This is a genomic window from Gemmatimonas sp. (assembly GCF_044345575.1).
In the GTDB taxonomy this organism is placed as follows: domain Bacteria; phylum Gemmatimonadota; class Gemmatimonadetes; order Gemmatimonadales; family Gemmatimonadaceae; genus Gemmatimonas.
This window is the reverse complement of the sequence record NZ_JBIJAW010000003.1, coordinates 1-16,186: the sequence shown is the minus strand read 5'-3', so window position 1 is coordinate 16,186 and position 16,186 is coordinate 1. Positions and strand designations below refer to the sequence as shown.

The 16,186-nt window shown below is 67.2% G+C and carries 10 protein-coding genes; 7 read left to right on the top strand and 3 right to left on the bottom strand.

The genetic code is table 11. The features are described 5' to 3' along the window. Window positions 1-105 precede the first annotated feature (105 nt). The gene (locus ACIQ6O_RS00480; RefSeq protein ID WP_396205805.1) at window positions 106-2,631 is read left to right on the top strand and encodes a zinc-dependent metalloprotease; all 2,526 of its coding nucleotides are present in this window, start codon (window positions 106-108) and stop codon (window positions 2,629-2,631) included. A gap of 17 nt (window positions 2,632-2,648) precedes the next feature. On the opposite strand, the gene ACIQ6O_RS00475 is transcribed toward ACIQ6O_RS00480, so the two are convergent. Continuing rightward, window positions 2,649-2,999 carry a hypothetical protein gene (locus tag ACIQ6O_RS00475; protein ID WP_396205804.1) on the bottom strand — a complete coding sequence of 117 codons (351 nt, stop codon included), beginning with the start codon at window positions 2,997-2,999 and terminating at the stop codon, window positions 2,649-2,651. A 146-nt stretch (window positions 3,000-3,145) separates the two neighbouring features. Between ACIQ6O_RS00475 and ACIQ6O_RS00470 the strand changes: the two genes are divergently transcribed. From ACIQ6O_RS00470 to ACIQ6O_RS00460, 3 genes are read left to right on the top strand one after another with little or no spacing between them, the layout of a single operon-like run. Then, window positions 3,146-5,695, top strand: coding sequence for a DUF1592 domain-containing protein (locus tag ACIQ6O_RS00470; RefSeq protein WP_396205803.1), 2,550 nt, complete (start codon window positions 3,146-3,148; stop codon window positions 5,693-5,695). 7 nt (window positions 5,696-5,702) lie between these two features. Then, window positions 5,703-7,082 carry a DUF1552 domain-containing protein gene (locus ACIQ6O_RS00465; RefSeq protein ID WP_396205802.1) on the top strand — a complete coding sequence of 460 codons (1,380 nt, stop codon included), beginning with the start codon at window positions 5,703-5,705 and terminating at the stop codon, window positions 7,080-7,082. A 20-nt stretch (window positions 7,083-7,102) separates the two neighbouring features. Further along, window positions 7,103-8,986 carry an ankyrin repeat domain-containing protein gene (locus ACIQ6O_RS00460; protein WP_396205801.1) on the top strand — a complete coding sequence of 628 codons (1,884 nt, stop codon included), beginning with the start codon at window positions 7,103-7,105 and terminating at the stop codon, window positions 8,984-8,986. 151 nt (window positions 8,987-9,137) lie between these two features. On the opposite strand, the gene ACIQ6O_RS00455 is transcribed toward ACIQ6O_RS00460, so the two are convergent. Next, on the bottom strand, window positions 9,138-12,470 hold the full coding sequence (locus ACIQ6O_RS00455) for a WD40/YVTN/BNR-like repeat-containing protein (protein ID WP_396205800.1): 3,333 nt from the start codon (window positions 12,468-12,470) through the stop codon (window positions 9,138-9,140). A gap of 203 nt (window positions 12,471-12,673) precedes the next feature. Here ACIQ6O_RS00455 and ACIQ6O_RS00450 point away from each other — a divergent pair, with 203 nt between their 5' ends. Genes ACIQ6O_RS00450 through ACIQ6O_RS00440 form a run of 3 tightly spaced genes read left to right on the top strand, consistent with a single transcriptional unit; the run spans window position 12,674 to window position 15,667 of the window. Further along, a complete protein-coding gene (locus tag ACIQ6O_RS00450) occupies window positions 12,674-13,189 on the top strand; it encodes a phosphatase PAP2 family protein (RefSeq protein ID WP_396205799.1) in 516 nt (171 codons plus the stop codon). 4 nt (window positions 13,190-13,193) lie between these two features. Beyond that, window positions 13,194-14,447: a glycosyltransferase gene (locus ACIQ6O_RS00445; protein WP_396205798.1), complete on the top strand. Its 1,254-nt coding sequence runs from the start codon at window positions 13,194-13,196 to the stop codon at window positions 14,445-14,447. A gap of 41 nt (window positions 14,448-14,488) precedes the next feature. Further along, complete coding sequence (locus tag ACIQ6O_RS00440) at window positions 14,489-15,667, top strand: glycosyltransferase family 4 protein (RefSeq protein WP_396205797.1); 1,179 nt, start codon at window positions 14,489-14,491, stop codon at window positions 15,665-15,667. On the opposite strand, the gene ACIQ6O_RS00435 is transcribed toward ACIQ6O_RS00440, so the two are convergent. Beyond that, window positions 15,606-16,186 (bottom strand): glycosyltransferase (locus ACIQ6O_RS00435; RefSeq protein ID WP_396205796.1); only part of this gene is annotated, 581 nt, incomplete at its 5' end. The two genes, ACIQ6O_RS00440 and ACIQ6O_RS00435, sit on opposite strands and share 62 nt — an antisense overlap.

Sequence of the window (16,186 nt, the reverse complement as noted above, 5' to 3'; positions counted from 1 at the left end):
GGGCCGGTTGTACGTAGCACTGATGCGCGAAAAACTCGGGGCGGCGCAGCCTGCCCCATGGTGCCTGTCTTCGCCAGCCTCCCGACACACACACCGAGTTCCGAAATGAAGCTCATTACTGCGTGTACGCTCCTCGTCCTGCCCTACGCTGGATCCGCCGGCGCACTTGGCGCGCAGGCGACGCCGCCGGCGGGTGGTACGCCTCCCTCAGCGGCGCCGGCGAACGGTCCTCAGGAAGGCGCCGCGACGGCCCGCCGCGGGCCGCGCCCTTACGCGCAGGTGATCACGGCGCGCGCCCGCACCGACAAGGGCGGCATTTCCGTGCACAAGGTCGACGACCGGTTCTTCTTCGAGGTACCCGATTCGCTCGCCGGCCGCGATTTCCTCATGGTCACCCGCGTCTCCGGTGTCCCGGCAGGAGCCGGTGGCTTTTTGAGCGCCGGGAGTTCGCTCGTCGAACGCCTCGTGCGCTGGGAACGGGCGAACGACCGCGTGTTGCTCAAGAGCATCAATACGGGCGCCGTGGCTGACGACTCGCTCCCCATCGCCCGCAGCGTAGCGCAGAACAATTATCCCGCGATCATCGGGGCGTTTCCCATCGCGGCGTTCGGCAAGGACAGCACGTCGTACGTCATCGATGTGACCGATTTCTTCGGCGCCGACAACCCCGCCACCTCCGGTCTCGATGCCGCGCAGCGTCGGGCCTATGGGGTGCGTCGCTACGATGCCGCGCGCAGCTATATCGCCAGCATGCGCGGCTTCCCGATCAACATCGAAGTGCGTCAGGTGCAGACCTTCGACGCCGCCACGCCCCCGGTGGACGCGGACGGCGCCACGGTGACGATGGAAACGCGGCAGTCGATCGTGCTGCTCCCCAAGGTACCGATGCGGCCGCGCCATGCCGATGCTCGCGTGGGCTACTTCAGTGTGGAGCGCGTGAACTACGGGCTCGACGTGCAGAAGGCGGAGAGCCAGGAGTTCATCACGCGATGGCGCCTCGAACCGAAGGATCCCGCCGCGTATGCGCGCGGTGAACTCGTGGAGCCGGTGAAGCCCATCGTCTACTATCTCGACCCGGCCACCCCCGCGCGCTGGAAGCGCTATGTGAAGGAAGGCGTGGAGAACTGGCAGCAGGTATTCGAGAAGGCAGGCTTCAAGAACGCCATTCTTGCCCGGGAGGCGCCGTCGAAGACGGAGGATCCCGACTTCGACCTCGACGACGCGCGCTACAGCATCGTGCGCTGGGCCGCGAGCCTCGTGCGCAACGCGACCGGCCCACACACGCACGATCCGCGTTCGGGCGAGATCATCAACAGCGAGATCACGTGGTATCACAACCACATGCGCTCGTATCGGAACTGGCTCATCATGGAGACGGGAGCCGCCAATCCGTCGGCCCGGTCGCTCGACATCCCGGAAGAGCTGATGGGCGAGACGATGCGGCAGGTGATCACGCACGAAATCGGTCATGCGCTGGGGTTGCAGCACAACATGATCGCATCGGCATCCTTCCCGGTGGACTCGCTGCGCAGTCCGAGCTTTACGCGCGTGTACGGGGTGAGCGCCACCATCATGGACTACGCGCGACAGAACTACGTCGCGCAACCTGGTGATGGACTGCAGCCCAAGGACTTCATCCGTCGTGTGGGGCCCTTCGACGACTTCGCGATCAACTGGGGCTATCGCGTCATCACCGCTCCAACGCCGGAGGCCGAGCGGGCCACGCTGAATCGCTGGCTCACTCAGCAGACGGTGCGGTTTCCATACCGGTTCGCGTCGCAGCAGTTGGCCGCCGGCGATCCGCGCAATCAGACCGAAGACCTGGGCGACGACCCGCTCAAGGCCACCCAGTACTCCACCGCCAACTACAAGCGGGTGTTGCCCAACCTCGCGGCGTGGACCACGGCCACTGGCGAAGACTTCGCCGAGTTGCGTGAGCTCTACGAGGAAACGGTGGGACGCTGGTTCGGCAACGTGGGCCACGTCGCCACGGTGGTTGGCGGAGTTGAGGTGGATCTCAAAGTGGCCGAGCAGCAGGGCGCGGTGTATCGCGTGGTGCCAAAGACCCGTCAGCAGGCGGCGCTGTCATTCATCGCCAGCCAGCTGTTCAGCAGCCCCGACTGGCTGATGCCGGCAAGCGTCGTCACCCGCATTGGCCCGAATACCGTCGTGGGCGCTCGGTCGGCCGGGGTCATCACGTCCCTCTTGTCGCCGGCCCGTTTGGGGCGGATGTCGGAATCGGAGCGCTACGACGCCGCCAATGCGTATCCGCTGGCCGCGTACATGAGCGATCTCCGGCGCGCGCTGTTCAACGGGTCAGCCCCGGACGCCCACCGGCGCACCCTGCAGCGGGTGTACCTGCAGCGACTCGAAGCGCTCATCACCCCACCGACAGCCCCCGCCGGCGGCGCCGGTGCGGGCGGGTTCGGCGGCGGCCAGAATGCGCGTTTCACACCGTTCGTGACGGCCCCGAACGTGTTGCAGAGCGATCTGCCAGCGCTGGCCCGCGCGCAGGTGCGCGCCGTACAGCGCGAGGCGCGGGCCCACGCGACCAGCTCGTCCGATGCGGCGCAGCAAGCGCACTGGGCGGATCTCGCTGAGCGGGCCACCGCGATTCTGGATCCGCGGTAAGGGGTCAGACGATGGAGCTACTTGCTGAGTCGCTCCATCGTCGCTTCAAAGCGTGCACGCAGGGTGTCATCACTGCTGAGGCGCAGCGTCATCGCCGTGACCTGCGCCTGGGTGTAACCGTGCGCCTTGAGCGAATCCGCGCGGAGCTTGCGGAATTTTTCCCGGATGGTCGCCTGCTCTTCGACCTTCTTGTTGCGCGGCAGGGCGAGCTCGGCCTGCTCCGTGTCACGCAGCTGATTTATGGCGCGCTGGAGCTTGGCGAACGCCTCGATCGCGGTGCTGATGCTGTCCGCCGCTGGCGCGACGGTGGCGGCGGCGGCCTTGGCGGGCGGCTGCGCGGCCGGGATGGCGGGGAGATACGCGGGCATCCCCTAACATCCCGGCCCAAAGCGCCCCCGTCAATGCAGGCGGATTCTGCCCTCCTTTTCTTGCGCCTTCCCTCGGCAACCCGCACTTTTCTCCAGTTGCGCGTTTCGACGAAGGCCTTCGTGGTTTCACGTACCCGAGGTACGGCATGAAGACGATGTCCGCGCTGGCTGTGACGCTGTCCGCTGCCCTGCTGTCCCCTCCTCCCGGCAGCGCGCGTCCCACGCCTCGCATCGATCCACCGTTGTCGGCCACTCGCGGAGTGGCCTCTACTCCACTCGTACCATCGCCGGCCGATCGGTTCCCCGCCGCGAAGCACGCGGTGTTGCCGGCGCGCGCGCATATGGCGAAGCGCCTGGCACCGGCCGCCCTCAACGGCGTCGTCAAGCAGTACTGCGGCAAGTGCCACAACGACACGATGAAGCGGGGCAACCTCACGCTCGCGCGTTTCGATGTGGCCTCGCCCTTCGGTCAGGTCGATGTGGCCGAACGCATGGTGGCGAAGCTTCGGGTGGGGATGATGCCCCCGGTGGGTTCACCGCGACCGGCCGGCGACACACTCGACGCCCTCGCGCTGGAATTGGAGACGCGACTCGACTCGGCCGCCGTGCTCGATCCGGACCCGGGGCGCCGCACCTTCCAGCGTCTCAATCGGGCCGAGTATCAGGCAGCGGTAAAGCAGTTGCTGGGCATCGACGTCGACGCCGCGCAGTACCTACCGCCCGACACCAAGAGCGACAATTTCGACAACATCGCCGACGTACAGGCGCTGTCGCCGACGCTGCTCGGCGCGTATCTGCGCGCGGCCGGTGACATCAGCTGGCTGGCGGTGGGTAACGCAAAAGCCAGTGCCGGTGCCACCACGTACACGATGCCAAAGCTCGCGTCGCAGACGGCACATGTGGAGGGCGCACCGTTCGGCACGCGCGGCGGCATGGTTGTCACGCACATGTTCCCCGCCGACGGTGAGTACCGGTTCAACGTGAACTTCTTCCACGAGACCACGGGCGCATTCGCCGGCGGCCTCGCGCGCGGGGAAGCGCTGGAGATCTCGATCGACGGCGAACGGGTGGCGCTGATCGACATCGACCGCTTCATGCACGCATCGGATCCCAATGGCGTTGCACAGGGATTGCCCCCGGTGCGCGTGACTGCGGGGCCGCACAAGGTGTCGGCCGCGTTCATTCCGCCGCGCTTCCAGGGCGTGGTGCAGGATCTCATCTCGCCGCTCAAGTACTCGCTGAACAGCACCTCGAACGCGGTCGCGTACGGCTTCACGCTGCTCCCCCACCTGCGCGAGCTCACGATCACCGGGCCGTACGCGGCCAACGGCGTGAGCGAGACGCACATCCGCCGGCGCGTGTTCACCTGCCAGCCGACCACGGCCGCCGCCGAACGCCCGTGTGCCCAGTCGATCGTGACCCGGCTCGGCACGCTCGCCTATCGCCGTCCGCTCACCGAGGAAGACCGAGCGGGGCTCATGTCGCTGTATGACACCGAGCGCAAGGGCGGCGGCAGCTTCGAGAACGGCGTGCGCCTGGCGCTCGAGGGGATGCTGGCCAGCCCCGACTTCGTGTTCCGCTTCGAACGCGCACCCAGCTCCGCGCCGCGGAACGGCAGGTATGCGCTGCGCGATCTCGACCTCGCGTCGCGTCTCTCCTTCTTCCTCTGGTCAGCGCCCCCCGACGAAGCGCTGTTGCAGACCGCACAGCGTGGTGGCCTGTCACAGCCGGGAGGCCTCGAGCGGGAAGTGAAGCGCATGCTCGCCGATCCACGGGCTGCCGCCTTGTCCACACGATTCGCGGCGCAGTGGTTGCGCCTGCCCGACCTCGACGTGGTCACGCCGGACATTCGGCAGTATCCCGACTTCGACGAGCAGCTGCGCACGGCGATGCGTCGCGAGACGGAGCTGTTCTTCGACGACCTCGTGCGACGCGACCGGCCGGTGCTCGATCTCTACCGCTCCGACTACACCTTCGTGAACGAGCGGCTCGCCCAGCACTACGGTATGAAGAACGTGGTGGGCCCGGCGTTCCGGCGCGTATCCCTCACGGACCCGCTCCGCCGGGGGCTGATGGCGCAGGCGAGCGTGCTTACGCTCACCTCGCACGCGACGCGTACCTCGGCCGTGGACCGCGGCAAGTGGGTGATGGAGGTGCTGCTCAACAGCCCGCCGCCGCCGCCGCCGCCGGGCGTGCCCGACCTCGAAGCCACGCCGGGTACGGTGGGCTCCCGTCCGCTCACCGTACGTGAACGCATGGAGCAGCACCGCAAGAACCCGTCGTGCAGCAGCTGCCACAAGATGATGGATCCCATTGGGCTGGCGCTCGAGCAGTACGATGCCACTGGCAAGGTCCGGCTGCGCGACAACGGCATGCCCGTGGATTCCCGCGGAGAACTGTGGGATGGCAGCATCGTGAACAATGCCGTGGAACTGCAGGGGGCACTGCTCAAGCGGCAGGACGCCCTGCTTCGCACCTTCACGCGCAATCTCATGGCCTATGCCGTGGGCCGCCGGATGGAAGCCACGGACATGCCGACGGTGCGCCGCATCGTGCGCGACGCCGGCGCACAGCAGCACCGCTTATCGGCGTACATCATGGGCGTCGTGAAGAGCCCCGCGTTCCGCATGCAGAAGCTCGAGTCGTCCACCACTGTCGAGAGCGGCGCATCGGGCGCCCCCTCGCCGCTTCGCTGAGTCAGTCATGGCCCATCTGTTCCGCCAACCCATGCCGCGCCGCACGTTCCTCAAGGGCATGGGCACCATGGTCGCACTGCCCTACCTCGAGGCAATGACGCCGGTGAACGCACTCGGTCGCGTGGGGCACGCCGCGAATCCGACGCGTCTGCTCGCCTTCGAAATGGTGCACGGCGCCGCCGGCTGCGCCCCGTTCGGACTCACGGAGCATTTGTGGGCGCCACCTACGACGGGGCGCACCTTCGACCTGAGCAAGACCTCGCTGTCACCGCTCGAGTCGTGGCGCAAGTATCTCACGATCGTGAGCAATACCGACGTGCGCATGGCGGAGGCCTACAAGCCCGAGGAAATCGGCGGCGATCACTTCCGGTCGAGCGCGGTATTCCTCACGCAGTCGCACCCCACGCAGACGGAAGGCTCGGACATCTTCGCGGGCACGTCGCTCGACCAGCTGTACGCCCAGCGCTTCGGGCAGGCCACGCCCATTCCGAGCATGCAGCTGTGCATCGAGCCGCTCGACCGGGCGGGCGGGTGTGCGTACGGCTACTCGTGCATGTACACCGACTCGATCAGCTGGAGTTCGCCCACCGATCCGCTGCCGATGATCCGGGATCCGCGCGTGGCGTTCGAGCAGCTGTTCGGCGCCGGTGGCACGCCGGAAGAGCGGGCGATGCGCAACCGCAGCACGGGCAGTGTGCTCGACTGGATCACGGGGCGCGTGGCGCAGCTGAACCGCGAGCTCGGCGCCGCCGACCGGCAGCGCATGGGCCAGTATCTCGAGCACATCCGCGAGATCGAGCGGCGCATTCAGCAGGTGGAAGCGCGCAACAAGTCGGGAGAGGAGCGGGAACTCGCGGGCGCGCCTGCGGGCGTGCCCGACAACTTCGGCGACCACGTGAAGATCATGTTCGATCTGCAGGTCCTGGCGCTGCAGAGCGACATGACGCGCGTCTTCTCGTTCAAGATGGGGCGCGATGCGTCGGCGCGCGTATTCCCCGACAGCGGCGTGATGACCGGCTTCCACCCCGCGTCGCATCACGGCAACAACCCGGCGCGCGTGAAGGAGTTCGCGGAGATCAACAAGTATCACGTGAGCCTGCTGCCGTACCTGCTCGACAAGCTCAAGAACACGATGGACGGCGATGTGCCATTGCTCGATCGCACGACCATCGTCTACGGCTCGCCGATGTCGGACAGCAACACGCACAACCATCGCCGCTGCCCGCTCATTCTTCTCGGCGGCGGTCATGGCCTGGCATCGGGGAACCAGCACCTCAAGGCGCCCGACGGCACGCCCATGGCCAACGTGATGCTGAGCCTCATGCACAAGATCGGCATGGATGATCTCACCACGTTCGGTGACAGCACCGGCGAGTTCAGCTTCTAACGGGCAGGAGGCGCAGAAAGATGAGATACGGAGTCACGACGGCGCTCTTGCTGCCGATGCTGGTGCTGCCACCCGCCCCTCGCGTGGCCGGTCCCTTCACGAACGACGGCGTGGTGCGGTCGGCCCACACGCGGGTCGCCGCTGCCACGGCACCGGTGGCCGATGCGGCCATGCAGGGAGACGTCTCGGCGCTGCGCACCCTGCTCGCCAAGGGCGTGGACGTGAACGCGGCGCAGGGTGATGGCATGACCGCCTTGCACTGGGCCGCGCAGCGAGGCGATTCGGTGATGACGGGGATGCTGCTGCGTGCCCGCGCCTCGGTACGGGCAGCCACCCGCATCGGCGCGTACCAGCCGCTGCACGTCGCCAGCAGCGCCGGGAGCACCGCCATCGTGAGGCAGCTCCTCGCGGCCAAGGCCGACGTACGCGCCGTCACGAGCGAAGGGGTGACGGCGCTGCATCTGGCCGCAGCGTCCGGCGTCCCCGGTACCGTGTCGGCGCTCATCAAGGCCGGCGCTGATGTGAACGCCCTCGAGCCCGGATGGAACCAGTCGCCCCTCATGCTGGCGGCGGCACGCGGCCGCACCGAGGCGGTCCGGTCGCTCATGAAGGCCGGGGCGAATCCGTCGCTCGTGGCGCGTACGATGGACATCATGGCGAGCGCGGCGCAGGACCGGCAGGCGAAGATGCGACGCGACGTCGTGCTGCAGCAGTTACGCGAGAAGCAGGGGCAGGCCAACAACCCCAACTGGCAGCCCACACCGGAGCAGGTGCAGGCAGCCGTGGCGGCGTCGCGCGAGGTGGAGCGCGCCGCCGCGACGGCGCAGTCCATTGCCGGCGTCCGTGACGCCACCGCGGCCGAGGAAGCGCGTCTCGCGGCGCAGGGCGGCCGCGGACTCGACGACGACAACCCAGCCTACAACGAACTGCTCGGGGTGCAGGGCGGGTTGACGGCGCTCCTGCTCGCGGTTCGGGAAGGCGAAATCGAAACCACGATGGCGCTGCTCGACGGCGGCGCCAACATCGACCAGGTGAGCGGCGGCGACCATACCAGCCCGCTCCTCATGGCCGCCATCAACGGGCATTACGATCTCACGTTGGCACTCGTGAAGCGCGGCGCCAATCCGAACCTCTACAGTGACGCCGGCGCCGGGCCACTGTTCGCCGTACTGAACAAGGAATGGGCACCAAGCACGCGCACCCCGCAGCCGGCGTTTCAGCTGCAGCAGAAGGCCACGTATCTCGAGGTCATGAAGGCGCTGCTCGACGCCAAGGCAGATCCAAACGCGCGCCTCACGCGATCGCTCTGGTACACCACGTACAACCGTGACAACCTCGGCGTCGACTTCAATGGGGCGACGCCGTTCCTGCGCGCTGCGTATGCGACAGATCTTCCGGCGATGAAGATGCTGCTGGCCGCTGGCGCCGACCCGAACGTAGGCACCATCAAGCCGCCGCCGCGTGTGCGGCGTGCGGGTACGGCGGCGGCACCTGCCGACCCGTCTGGACTTCCCCCGGTGCCAGCGGGTGGACTCGGCATTCTCCCCATTCACGGGGCCAGCGGCGTGGGCTACGGCACCGGCTTCGCCGCCAACGACCACCGGCATGTGACCGACGGGTGGCTGCCCACGGTGAAGTTCCTCGTGGAGGAGCTCAAGGCCGACGTGAACGCCCGCGATTACGCCGGCTACACGCCGCTGCATCACGCCGCCGCGCGCGGCGACAACGAGATGATTCTCTATCTCGTGTCAAAGGGCGCGGACCCCAAACTCGTGGCGCGGTCGGGACAGACCACGGTGGACATGGCCAACGGTCCGGTGCAGCGCACATCCCCGTACCTCGAGACGATCAAGCTGCTCGAAGGGATGGGCGCGAAGAACAATCATCGCTGCGTAAGCTGCTGAGGGGATCGATCTCGCGTGGGGCTGAGAGCCTGACATCGCGCGAGGTTGGGGGGAGCTTTCAGCTTTCGGCCTTCAGCCATCAGTTCAGCTCAAGACCGAGAGCTGAAGGCTGAACACTCCCCCTGCCCTCACGCGACCTCATCCACTCAGTCTACGGCACGATCCTCCCCGATCCCGGGGTGATGATGTGCTGCGATCCCTTCAGCAGATCATTGATCTTGCCGATCCGATCGCGGACGATGGCGTCCAGTCGCCCCTGCGCATCGTCGGTTTCCACCGTGAGTTCCCCGCTGCGCAGCTTTTCGCCGGCTGTCACCGGCCACTGCGGCCGCGAGATGGAGCCACTGATGGTTTGCGCCTCTTCGCGCAGGCGCGGGTACTGCCGATAGCCGAGCCCAGGCAGCGGACGCGCCAGGACCGAATCGCGGAAGTGGCGCAGGTCGCGCAGCGTGGTGCCGATCTCGGTGAGCGCCGCGGCGCCGTTCGCGACGCCAGGCGCGGCGCGCAGCGCCGTCTGTACCGCCGTGAGCTGCCGCGAGAGATCATCCACTCCCGCGATGACCCGCGCGATGCGGACCTGCGTGGCCTCGATGGCCTTGCCCGCCTCGAACTGCTCGGCGATCTGCGTGCCGGTCATCTCGATGCGCGGATCACGGCTCACCTGCACGGCCTTGGTATACCGCTGGCCATTCACCACGAGCGTGACCTGATAGGTGCCGGGGACTACCGACGCCGAAGCCGGGCCGAAGAAGTTCTCCTCACCCCCTTCGCCGCCCGCCGAACGCCGCTGCGCTGCAGCGCGACGACGCTCGCGTAGCCCGTTCAGCGAAGTATCTGTCGGCGCCGCAGGTTCGGCGGCGCCCCGGTTGCCACGGGCGCCACCACCAGCACCGGGCGCGGCATCCTCACGGAGATCCCAGTTGATGCGGTTCACACCGGCCTCATCAGGGACGCGCCGGAAGCGACGCACGATGCGCCCGCTCGCATCGGCCACCTCGATGTTCACCTCACCGGCCGGCTGCTGACGCAGCCAGTACGAGATGAGCGCACCGGGCGGCGGATTCTCGCCGGCGTACTTCCGCTGCCCGAGGTTGCCGTCGCGATTCCAGGAGGTCCAGTTGATCGCGGGACGCACGTCGAACAGGGCCGCATTGCTCCCCGCCGTTTGCGTCACCTGTGCGATCTGCTGCAGCGGCGTGAGGTCGTCGAGGATGTAGAGACCGCGGCCGTGCGTGGCCAACAGCAAATCGTTCTCGCGCGGATGGATCAGCATGTCGCGCACGGGCGTGACGGGCAGTGAGCCGCGCAGCGAGTGCCAGTGCTCGCCGCGGTCCCAACTCGCCCAGACACCCGCCTCCGTCCCGAGGTACAGGAGATTGCGGTTCTTCGGATCTTCTCGGACCACGTGCGTCCACCACGCCTTTTCGGGGAGATCGCCGCGGATGCTCTTCCACGTGACGCCGTAGTCGGTGGTCATGTAGACGTACGGACGGTAGTCGTCGTCCTGATGATGATCAGCGGTGACGTACGCCGTTCCCTTGTCGAAATGCGACGCCTCGATGGTCGCGAGCCACGCGTTGGGCGCCAGCCCCGGGACGTTGGTGAAGGTCTTGGTCCAGCTCTTTCCGCCGTCGCGCGTCACGTGCACCAGCCCATCGTCGGACGCCGTCCAGATGACGTTCGAGTCGAGTGGCGACGGCGCGATGCTGAGCAAGGAGGAATGGAACTCGGCCGCGGTGTTGTCCGTGACGATTTCGCCGCCGCTCGACTGCTGCTTCTTCGGATCGTTGGTGGTGAGGTCGGGAGAGATGACCTCCCAACTCTGCCCGTAGTTGCGGGACCGGAACACCACGTTGCCGCCGAAGTACACGACCCCGGGATTCTGGGGGGAAAGGGCGATGGGTGAGTTCCAGTTGAAACGGTACTTGTGGCCGATCATCGCATCACCCACCGAGCCCACCCGGTTGGGATACGGGTAGATCATCTTCTGCACGCCGCTGCGCGTGTCGGTGATGTTGAGCATGCCGCCCTGCGAGTCGCTGTAGAGCAGCCACGGCTTGTCGAGCACCGGCACCGCGAAGAAGCCGTCGCCACCGGAGATGGTGTACCAGTCGGACGGGCGAATCCCCTGCCCCGAGAGCGAGTTGCTCGGGCCGCACCAGTTGCCGTTGTCCTGCAGACCGCCGCACACCTTGTACGGCTGCTGCATGTCGTAGTTGATGTGATAGAACTGCGTGAACGCGAACGTGTTCACCACATCCCAGTTCTTACCCCCGTCGCGGCTCACCTGCCATCCGCCGTCACTACCACTCAGGATGTAGCGCGGGTCGACGGGATCGATCCACATCGCCTGATGGTCGCCGTGCACGTCACGCGCGATGGTAGTGAAGTTGCGCCCGCCGTCGTCGGAGAAATACAGGCCGCCCGACAGCGTGAACACCCGGTTCGGGTTCTTCGGGTCCACGCGGATGTCCGCGTAGTAGAACGGCCGGAAGTTGATGTTCGGATCACGGTTCACCGTACGCCATGTCTGTCCAGCGTCGTCGGAGCGCCACAATTCGCCCTCGTCCTTCGTTTCGCTGAGGACGTACACGATGTTCGGATCGCTCGGCGCGACCGCCACGCCGATACGGTCCATTGCCTTGCGCGGGAGGCCGTTCAGTTTGTCGGGCCCGGAGAGACGCTCCCAGGTCTGCCCACCGTTCACCGACTTCCACACCGAGGTGTTCCCCGACCCGGACGCGAGATACCACGCCCAGCGGCGATAGGTATACATGCCGGCGTAGAGCACGTTGCTGTTGTTCGGATCGGCGGAGATATCGGAGCACGCCGTCTGCGAATCGATGTACAGCATCTTGCGCCACGTGGCGCCACCGTCGGTGGTCTTGAAGACGCCGCGGTCCTCGTTGGGTCCCCATTCGCGGCCGAGCACGCAGGCATACACGATGTCGGCGTTCTTTCCGTCGACGACGAGGCGCGCAATCTTGTCGGACTTCTCGAGGCCGATCTTCGTCCAGTGTTCGCCGCCATCCACCGACTTGTACATCCCGTCACCGATGGAGGCGTTGTTGCGGGGATTGCCTTCACCGGTGCCCACGTAGATCACGTTGGGGTCACTCGGCGCCACGGCGATGGCGCCGATGGAGCCGGCGCTCTGCTGGTCGAAGATGGGGCGGAAGGTGGTCCCACCGTTGGTGGTCTTGATGATGCCGCCGTTCGCGCCGGCCACATAGTACGTGAGCGGATCTCCGGGTACGCCGACGATCACGGAGATGCGTCCCGCGTTGTTGGCCGGCCCGACACTGCGCCACTCGAGGCGATCGAGTTGCGCCGCTAACGCGGGCGCGGGCGCGGCTGGAGGGGCGGCGGCCTTCGACGACTGTGCTGCCAGCGGGACGACCGCGAGCGGAACCGCGGCAAGGGCAAGGCCCAGCGAGGTGGAACAGGTGGCGGGGACGGCCCACCGGGAACCATGGTACGACATGGCGGAGGCAGCTGGAGGTGGAGGGGAGGTTTGCCGCCGAACGACCGCGCGCGGCGTGATTAATTCGACGCGCTGGTCACGACTTCCGCCAGTCGGCGCGAGAGGATGTTGCGTCGGTCGTCACACAATCGGGATCGAGGCTTTACCTGAGCGTTGCGGTGCCGACATGGGGCCGTGGCGGAGCTCCCAGAGTGTTCCCGGTCATGACGCCCTGGCTGCAGCGCCTCGATGCGCGTGATCGCGCGATATTCTCCCGCTTGTGTCTCTCCCCCGCCTGTCGCGGAGGCACAAGAGCGTTCTGGTCGTTCGTGACGCACCTTGGCGGTGCGCGCGCAAGCATCGGCCTGACGATCCTCGCGCTCGTGTTGCCAACGGTTCACGTAGCGCAGGTGTGGAACACGCTGCTGCTGCTGGGGTGGTCGCATCTCGCCGTGCAGATCGTGAAGCGCACGGTGGGCCGTCCGCGGCCACAGCTCACGGAAGGGCTCGAATCGCTCATCGAGATTCCCGACCGATTCTCGTTTCCGAGCGGGCATTCCTGTGCGGCGATGGCCGTGGCCATCGGCTTCTCGACGGCCTTTCCCGCGCTGGCCATCCCCCTGCTGATCCTTGCGCTGCTCGTTGGCTTCTCGCGCGTGATGCTCGGTGTGCACTACCCGGGAGACGTGGTCGTTGGGCAGGCAATCGCCTTGCTCACGGCGTATCCGCTGCTGGGCTGACGTCGTGGATGCTCAAAGTGTGCTGGCGGCGCCGCTCACCGCCGCCCCCGCGGAATTCCGCGCCGGCTCCTCTCCCCTGCCGGCGCGGCTTCGCGAGGACGCCCGACTGGGCGTGCTGGACGCCACCGAGTGGTTCGGTGAAACCAGCGGCGGCATTCGCACCTATCTGCTGGCCAAGGCGCGCTACGTCGCCGCGCGGCCGCAGCTGCGTCAAACGATCGTCGTCCCCGGCGCCACCGATGAGGTGGAAGACGATCACGGCGTGCGCATCGTACGTTTGCGCGGCCCGGCCATTCCGCGGCACCGCCCCTACCGCTTCATGCTCGCGACGCGCTCGGTCTCCCGTATCGTGCAACACGAGCGCCCGCAGATCATCGAGGTCGGGTCACCGTTTCTGGTGCCCTGGATCGTGCGGCACGCCACGCGCGGCAGCCGTACGCCCCTCGTGTACTATCACCATACCGACGTCCCGCGCATCGCGTCCCGCGCGTTCGGCCATCCGCGCACGAAGCAGTGGGCGAGCGATGTGACGTGGAGGTACTTGCGGCAGATCGCCCACCGCAGCGCCGCGACCATCGTGGCGACCGCCGGCGGTGCCGATGAGCTTCAACGTCAGGGGTTTCCACGGGTGATCCACATTCCGCTGGGCGTAGACCTTGGCGTGTTCAATGCCGATCGGCGCGCCGCGCGTGAACAGGTGCGCGCCCAGTTGCAGCTGCCCCCGGAGCCGCTGGCGGTATTCGCCGGCAGATTCGCTCGCGAGAAAGAAATCGATGTCGTATTGAATGCCTGGGAGCGGGTCGAACGCGCCACGGGCGCTCGACTACTCCTCGTGGGGGCCGGCCCCGACGAGGCGCGGCTCCGTGCCCATCCGTACGGGGAACGCGTGCTGTTCCGGCCCTTCGTCCACGACCGTCGCGCGCTGGCCGAACTGCTCGCCGCCTGTGACGTGTACATTGCGCCCGGGCCGGCCGAAACCTTCGGGTTGGCGGCCGTCGAAGCCATGGCGTGTGGCACTCCGGTACTCAGTGTGCGCAGCGGGGCCGTTGCGGAACATGTGGAACGCAGCGGTGGCGGCGTGACGTACGCATTGGGCGACGCCGATGACGTGTCGCGCGCCGCGCAGACCATCTTGTCAGCGGACCTCCCGTTACGGTCGGAGCGCGCGCGTGCGTTCGCCGAACGTGAGCACGATTGGCGCGTGGTGTTCGATCGGCTGTTTGGTGTGTACGCCGAGATCACGGGCGTCGCGCTGTGAGCGTCTTTACGTCTCTGTCCTCTGCTGGCGAGGTGCCCGTCATGTCTGACTGCTCACACATTCGACTTGCGCTGTTCAGCGATACCTTTGCGCCGCAGGTGAATGGGGTGGCGCGTACACTCGACCGCCTTGTCACGGCGCTGCGCGAACGCGGTGGCGAGGTACGGGTCTTCACGACCGACGACCCCGACGCCACGGAGCGCCACGGCGTCCAGCGGTTTCCGAGCCGCTCGTTCTGGGCCTACCCGCAGCTGCAGCTGGCGTGGCCGAAGCAGCGCGAGGTGCGGGCGGCGCTGCGGGACTTCCGACCGTCGCTCGTCCACGCGGCCACGGAGTTCGGCGTGGGGCTCGCCGGCCGTCGCGCTGCCCTCACGCTTGGCGTGCCCTTTGTCTCGTCGTACCACACCAGCTTCACGGCATACGCGGCCCACTACGGTCTCGGCGCGCTCGCGGTGCCGGGTTGGTCGTACCTGCGGTGGTTCCACAACGTGGGCCGTCGCACGTATTGCCCGACCATGGCCATTGTCGACGAGGTCACCGCGCACGGCTTCACGCATTGCCGTGAGTGGTCACGCGGCGTGGACAGCACACGATTCGCTCCGCGGTTCCGCTCCACGGCGTTTCGCGAGTCCATCGGTGCGACGGATGATACGCTGGTGGCCGCCTACGTCGGGCGCATCGCTCCCGAAAAGAACGTGAGCGTCGCGCTCGACGCGATGCGTGCCGTGTCGGCCAGCCGACCGGAGGCGGCCCGCCTGGTGGTCGTCGGCGACGGCCCTTTCGAGCAGACGGCCCGCGAGGCAGCCCCCGAGGGGAGCGTGTTCACCGGTCGACTCGAGGGACAGGCCCTGAGCGAGGTCTACGCCAGCGCCGACGTCCTGCTCTTCCCGAGCACCACCGATACGTTCGGCAACGTGATGCTCGAGGCGATGGCGTCGGGAACGCCGGTCATCGGGGCCGACGTCGCACCTACCCGCGAAGTGCTGCTCCCCGGTCGCGGCTGGGTGTGCAAGGCCGGCGATGCCGACGCCCTCGCGCAGCAACTGATCACGCTGATCGATGACCGCACCGCGCTCGTGACGATGCGCGCACTCGCCCTGCAGTTCGCCCAGTCACGGAGCTGGACGGCCGTGTGGGACACGCTGTTCGCGGACTACCTCAGCGTGCAACGTGCGGGATCAGTGCGTGAGGCGACATCGGCGCTCGCGCACGCGCTGTAATCTCGCCGCGAAACAGCTCGTCGATCCGGTCGAGTTCGCGGCTCGACGACCAGATTTCCGCGGTCTGACGGGCGCCGGAACGCAACCGCTCCTGGAGCGAGGCGTCGCTGACGAGGCGCACCATCGCGCTGGCGCAGTCGTCGACATCGTTGGCGACGAACGCCAGCCCATTATGGGCGTGCTCCAGGTAGTCGCGCAGGCCACCTTCGCGGCACGCGACCACCGGGAGCCCCGACGCCATGGCTTCAAGGGTCACCAGCCCCAACGTCTCGGTCGTCGAGGCCGTGACGAAGGCGTCGACGCTTGCGTAAAGCGAGGGGAGCTCACTCGTGCGATCGACCGCTCCGAGAAAGGTCACGCCGTGCGTGGCGTACGACCGGAGCACCTGCTCACTTGGCCCGGCGCCCGCGACAATCAGGCGAAGGGCCATGTCGGGCAGCTGCAATCGCGCACGGGAAAACGCGGACAGCACGAGCTCCACGTTCTTTTCGGGGGCGAGCCGCCCGACATGCAGGAACG

What these genes read in the sequence shown, in the direction of transcription:
- ACIQ6O_RS00480 (WP_396205805.1), top strand. Translation starts at nt 106, where the DNA reads ATGAAGCTCATTACTGCGTGTACGCTCCTCGTCCTGCCCTACGCTGGA.
- ACIQ6O_RS00475 (WP_396205804.1), bottom strand. Translation starts at nt 2,999, where the DNA reads ATGCCCGCGTATCTCCCCGCCATCCCGGCCGCGCAGCCGCCCGCCAAG.
- ACIQ6O_RS00470 (WP_396205803.1), top strand. Translation starts at nt 3,146, where the DNA reads ATGAAGACGATGTCCGCGCTGGCTGTGACGCTGTCCGCTGCCCTGCTG.
- ACIQ6O_RS00465 (WP_396205802.1), top strand. Translation starts at nt 5,703, where the DNA reads ATGGCCCATCTGTTCCGCCAACCCATGCCGCGCCGCACGTTCCTCAAG.
- ACIQ6O_RS00460 (WP_396205801.1), top strand. Translation starts at nt 7,103, where the DNA reads ATGAGATACGGAGTCACGACGGCGCTCTTGCTGCCGATGCTGGTGCTG.
- ACIQ6O_RS00455 (WP_396205800.1), bottom strand. Translation starts at nt 12,470, where the DNA reads ATGTCGTACCATGGTTCCCGGTGGGCCGTCCCCGCCACCTGTTCCACC.
- ACIQ6O_RS00450 (WP_396205799.1), top strand. Translation starts at nt 12,674, where the DNA reads ATGACGCCCTGGCTGCAGCGCCTCGATGCGCGTGATCGCGCGATATTC.
- ACIQ6O_RS00440 (WP_396205797.1), top strand. Translation starts at nt 14,489, where the DNA reads ATGTCTGACTGCTCACACATTCGACTTGCGCTGTTCAGCGATACCTTT.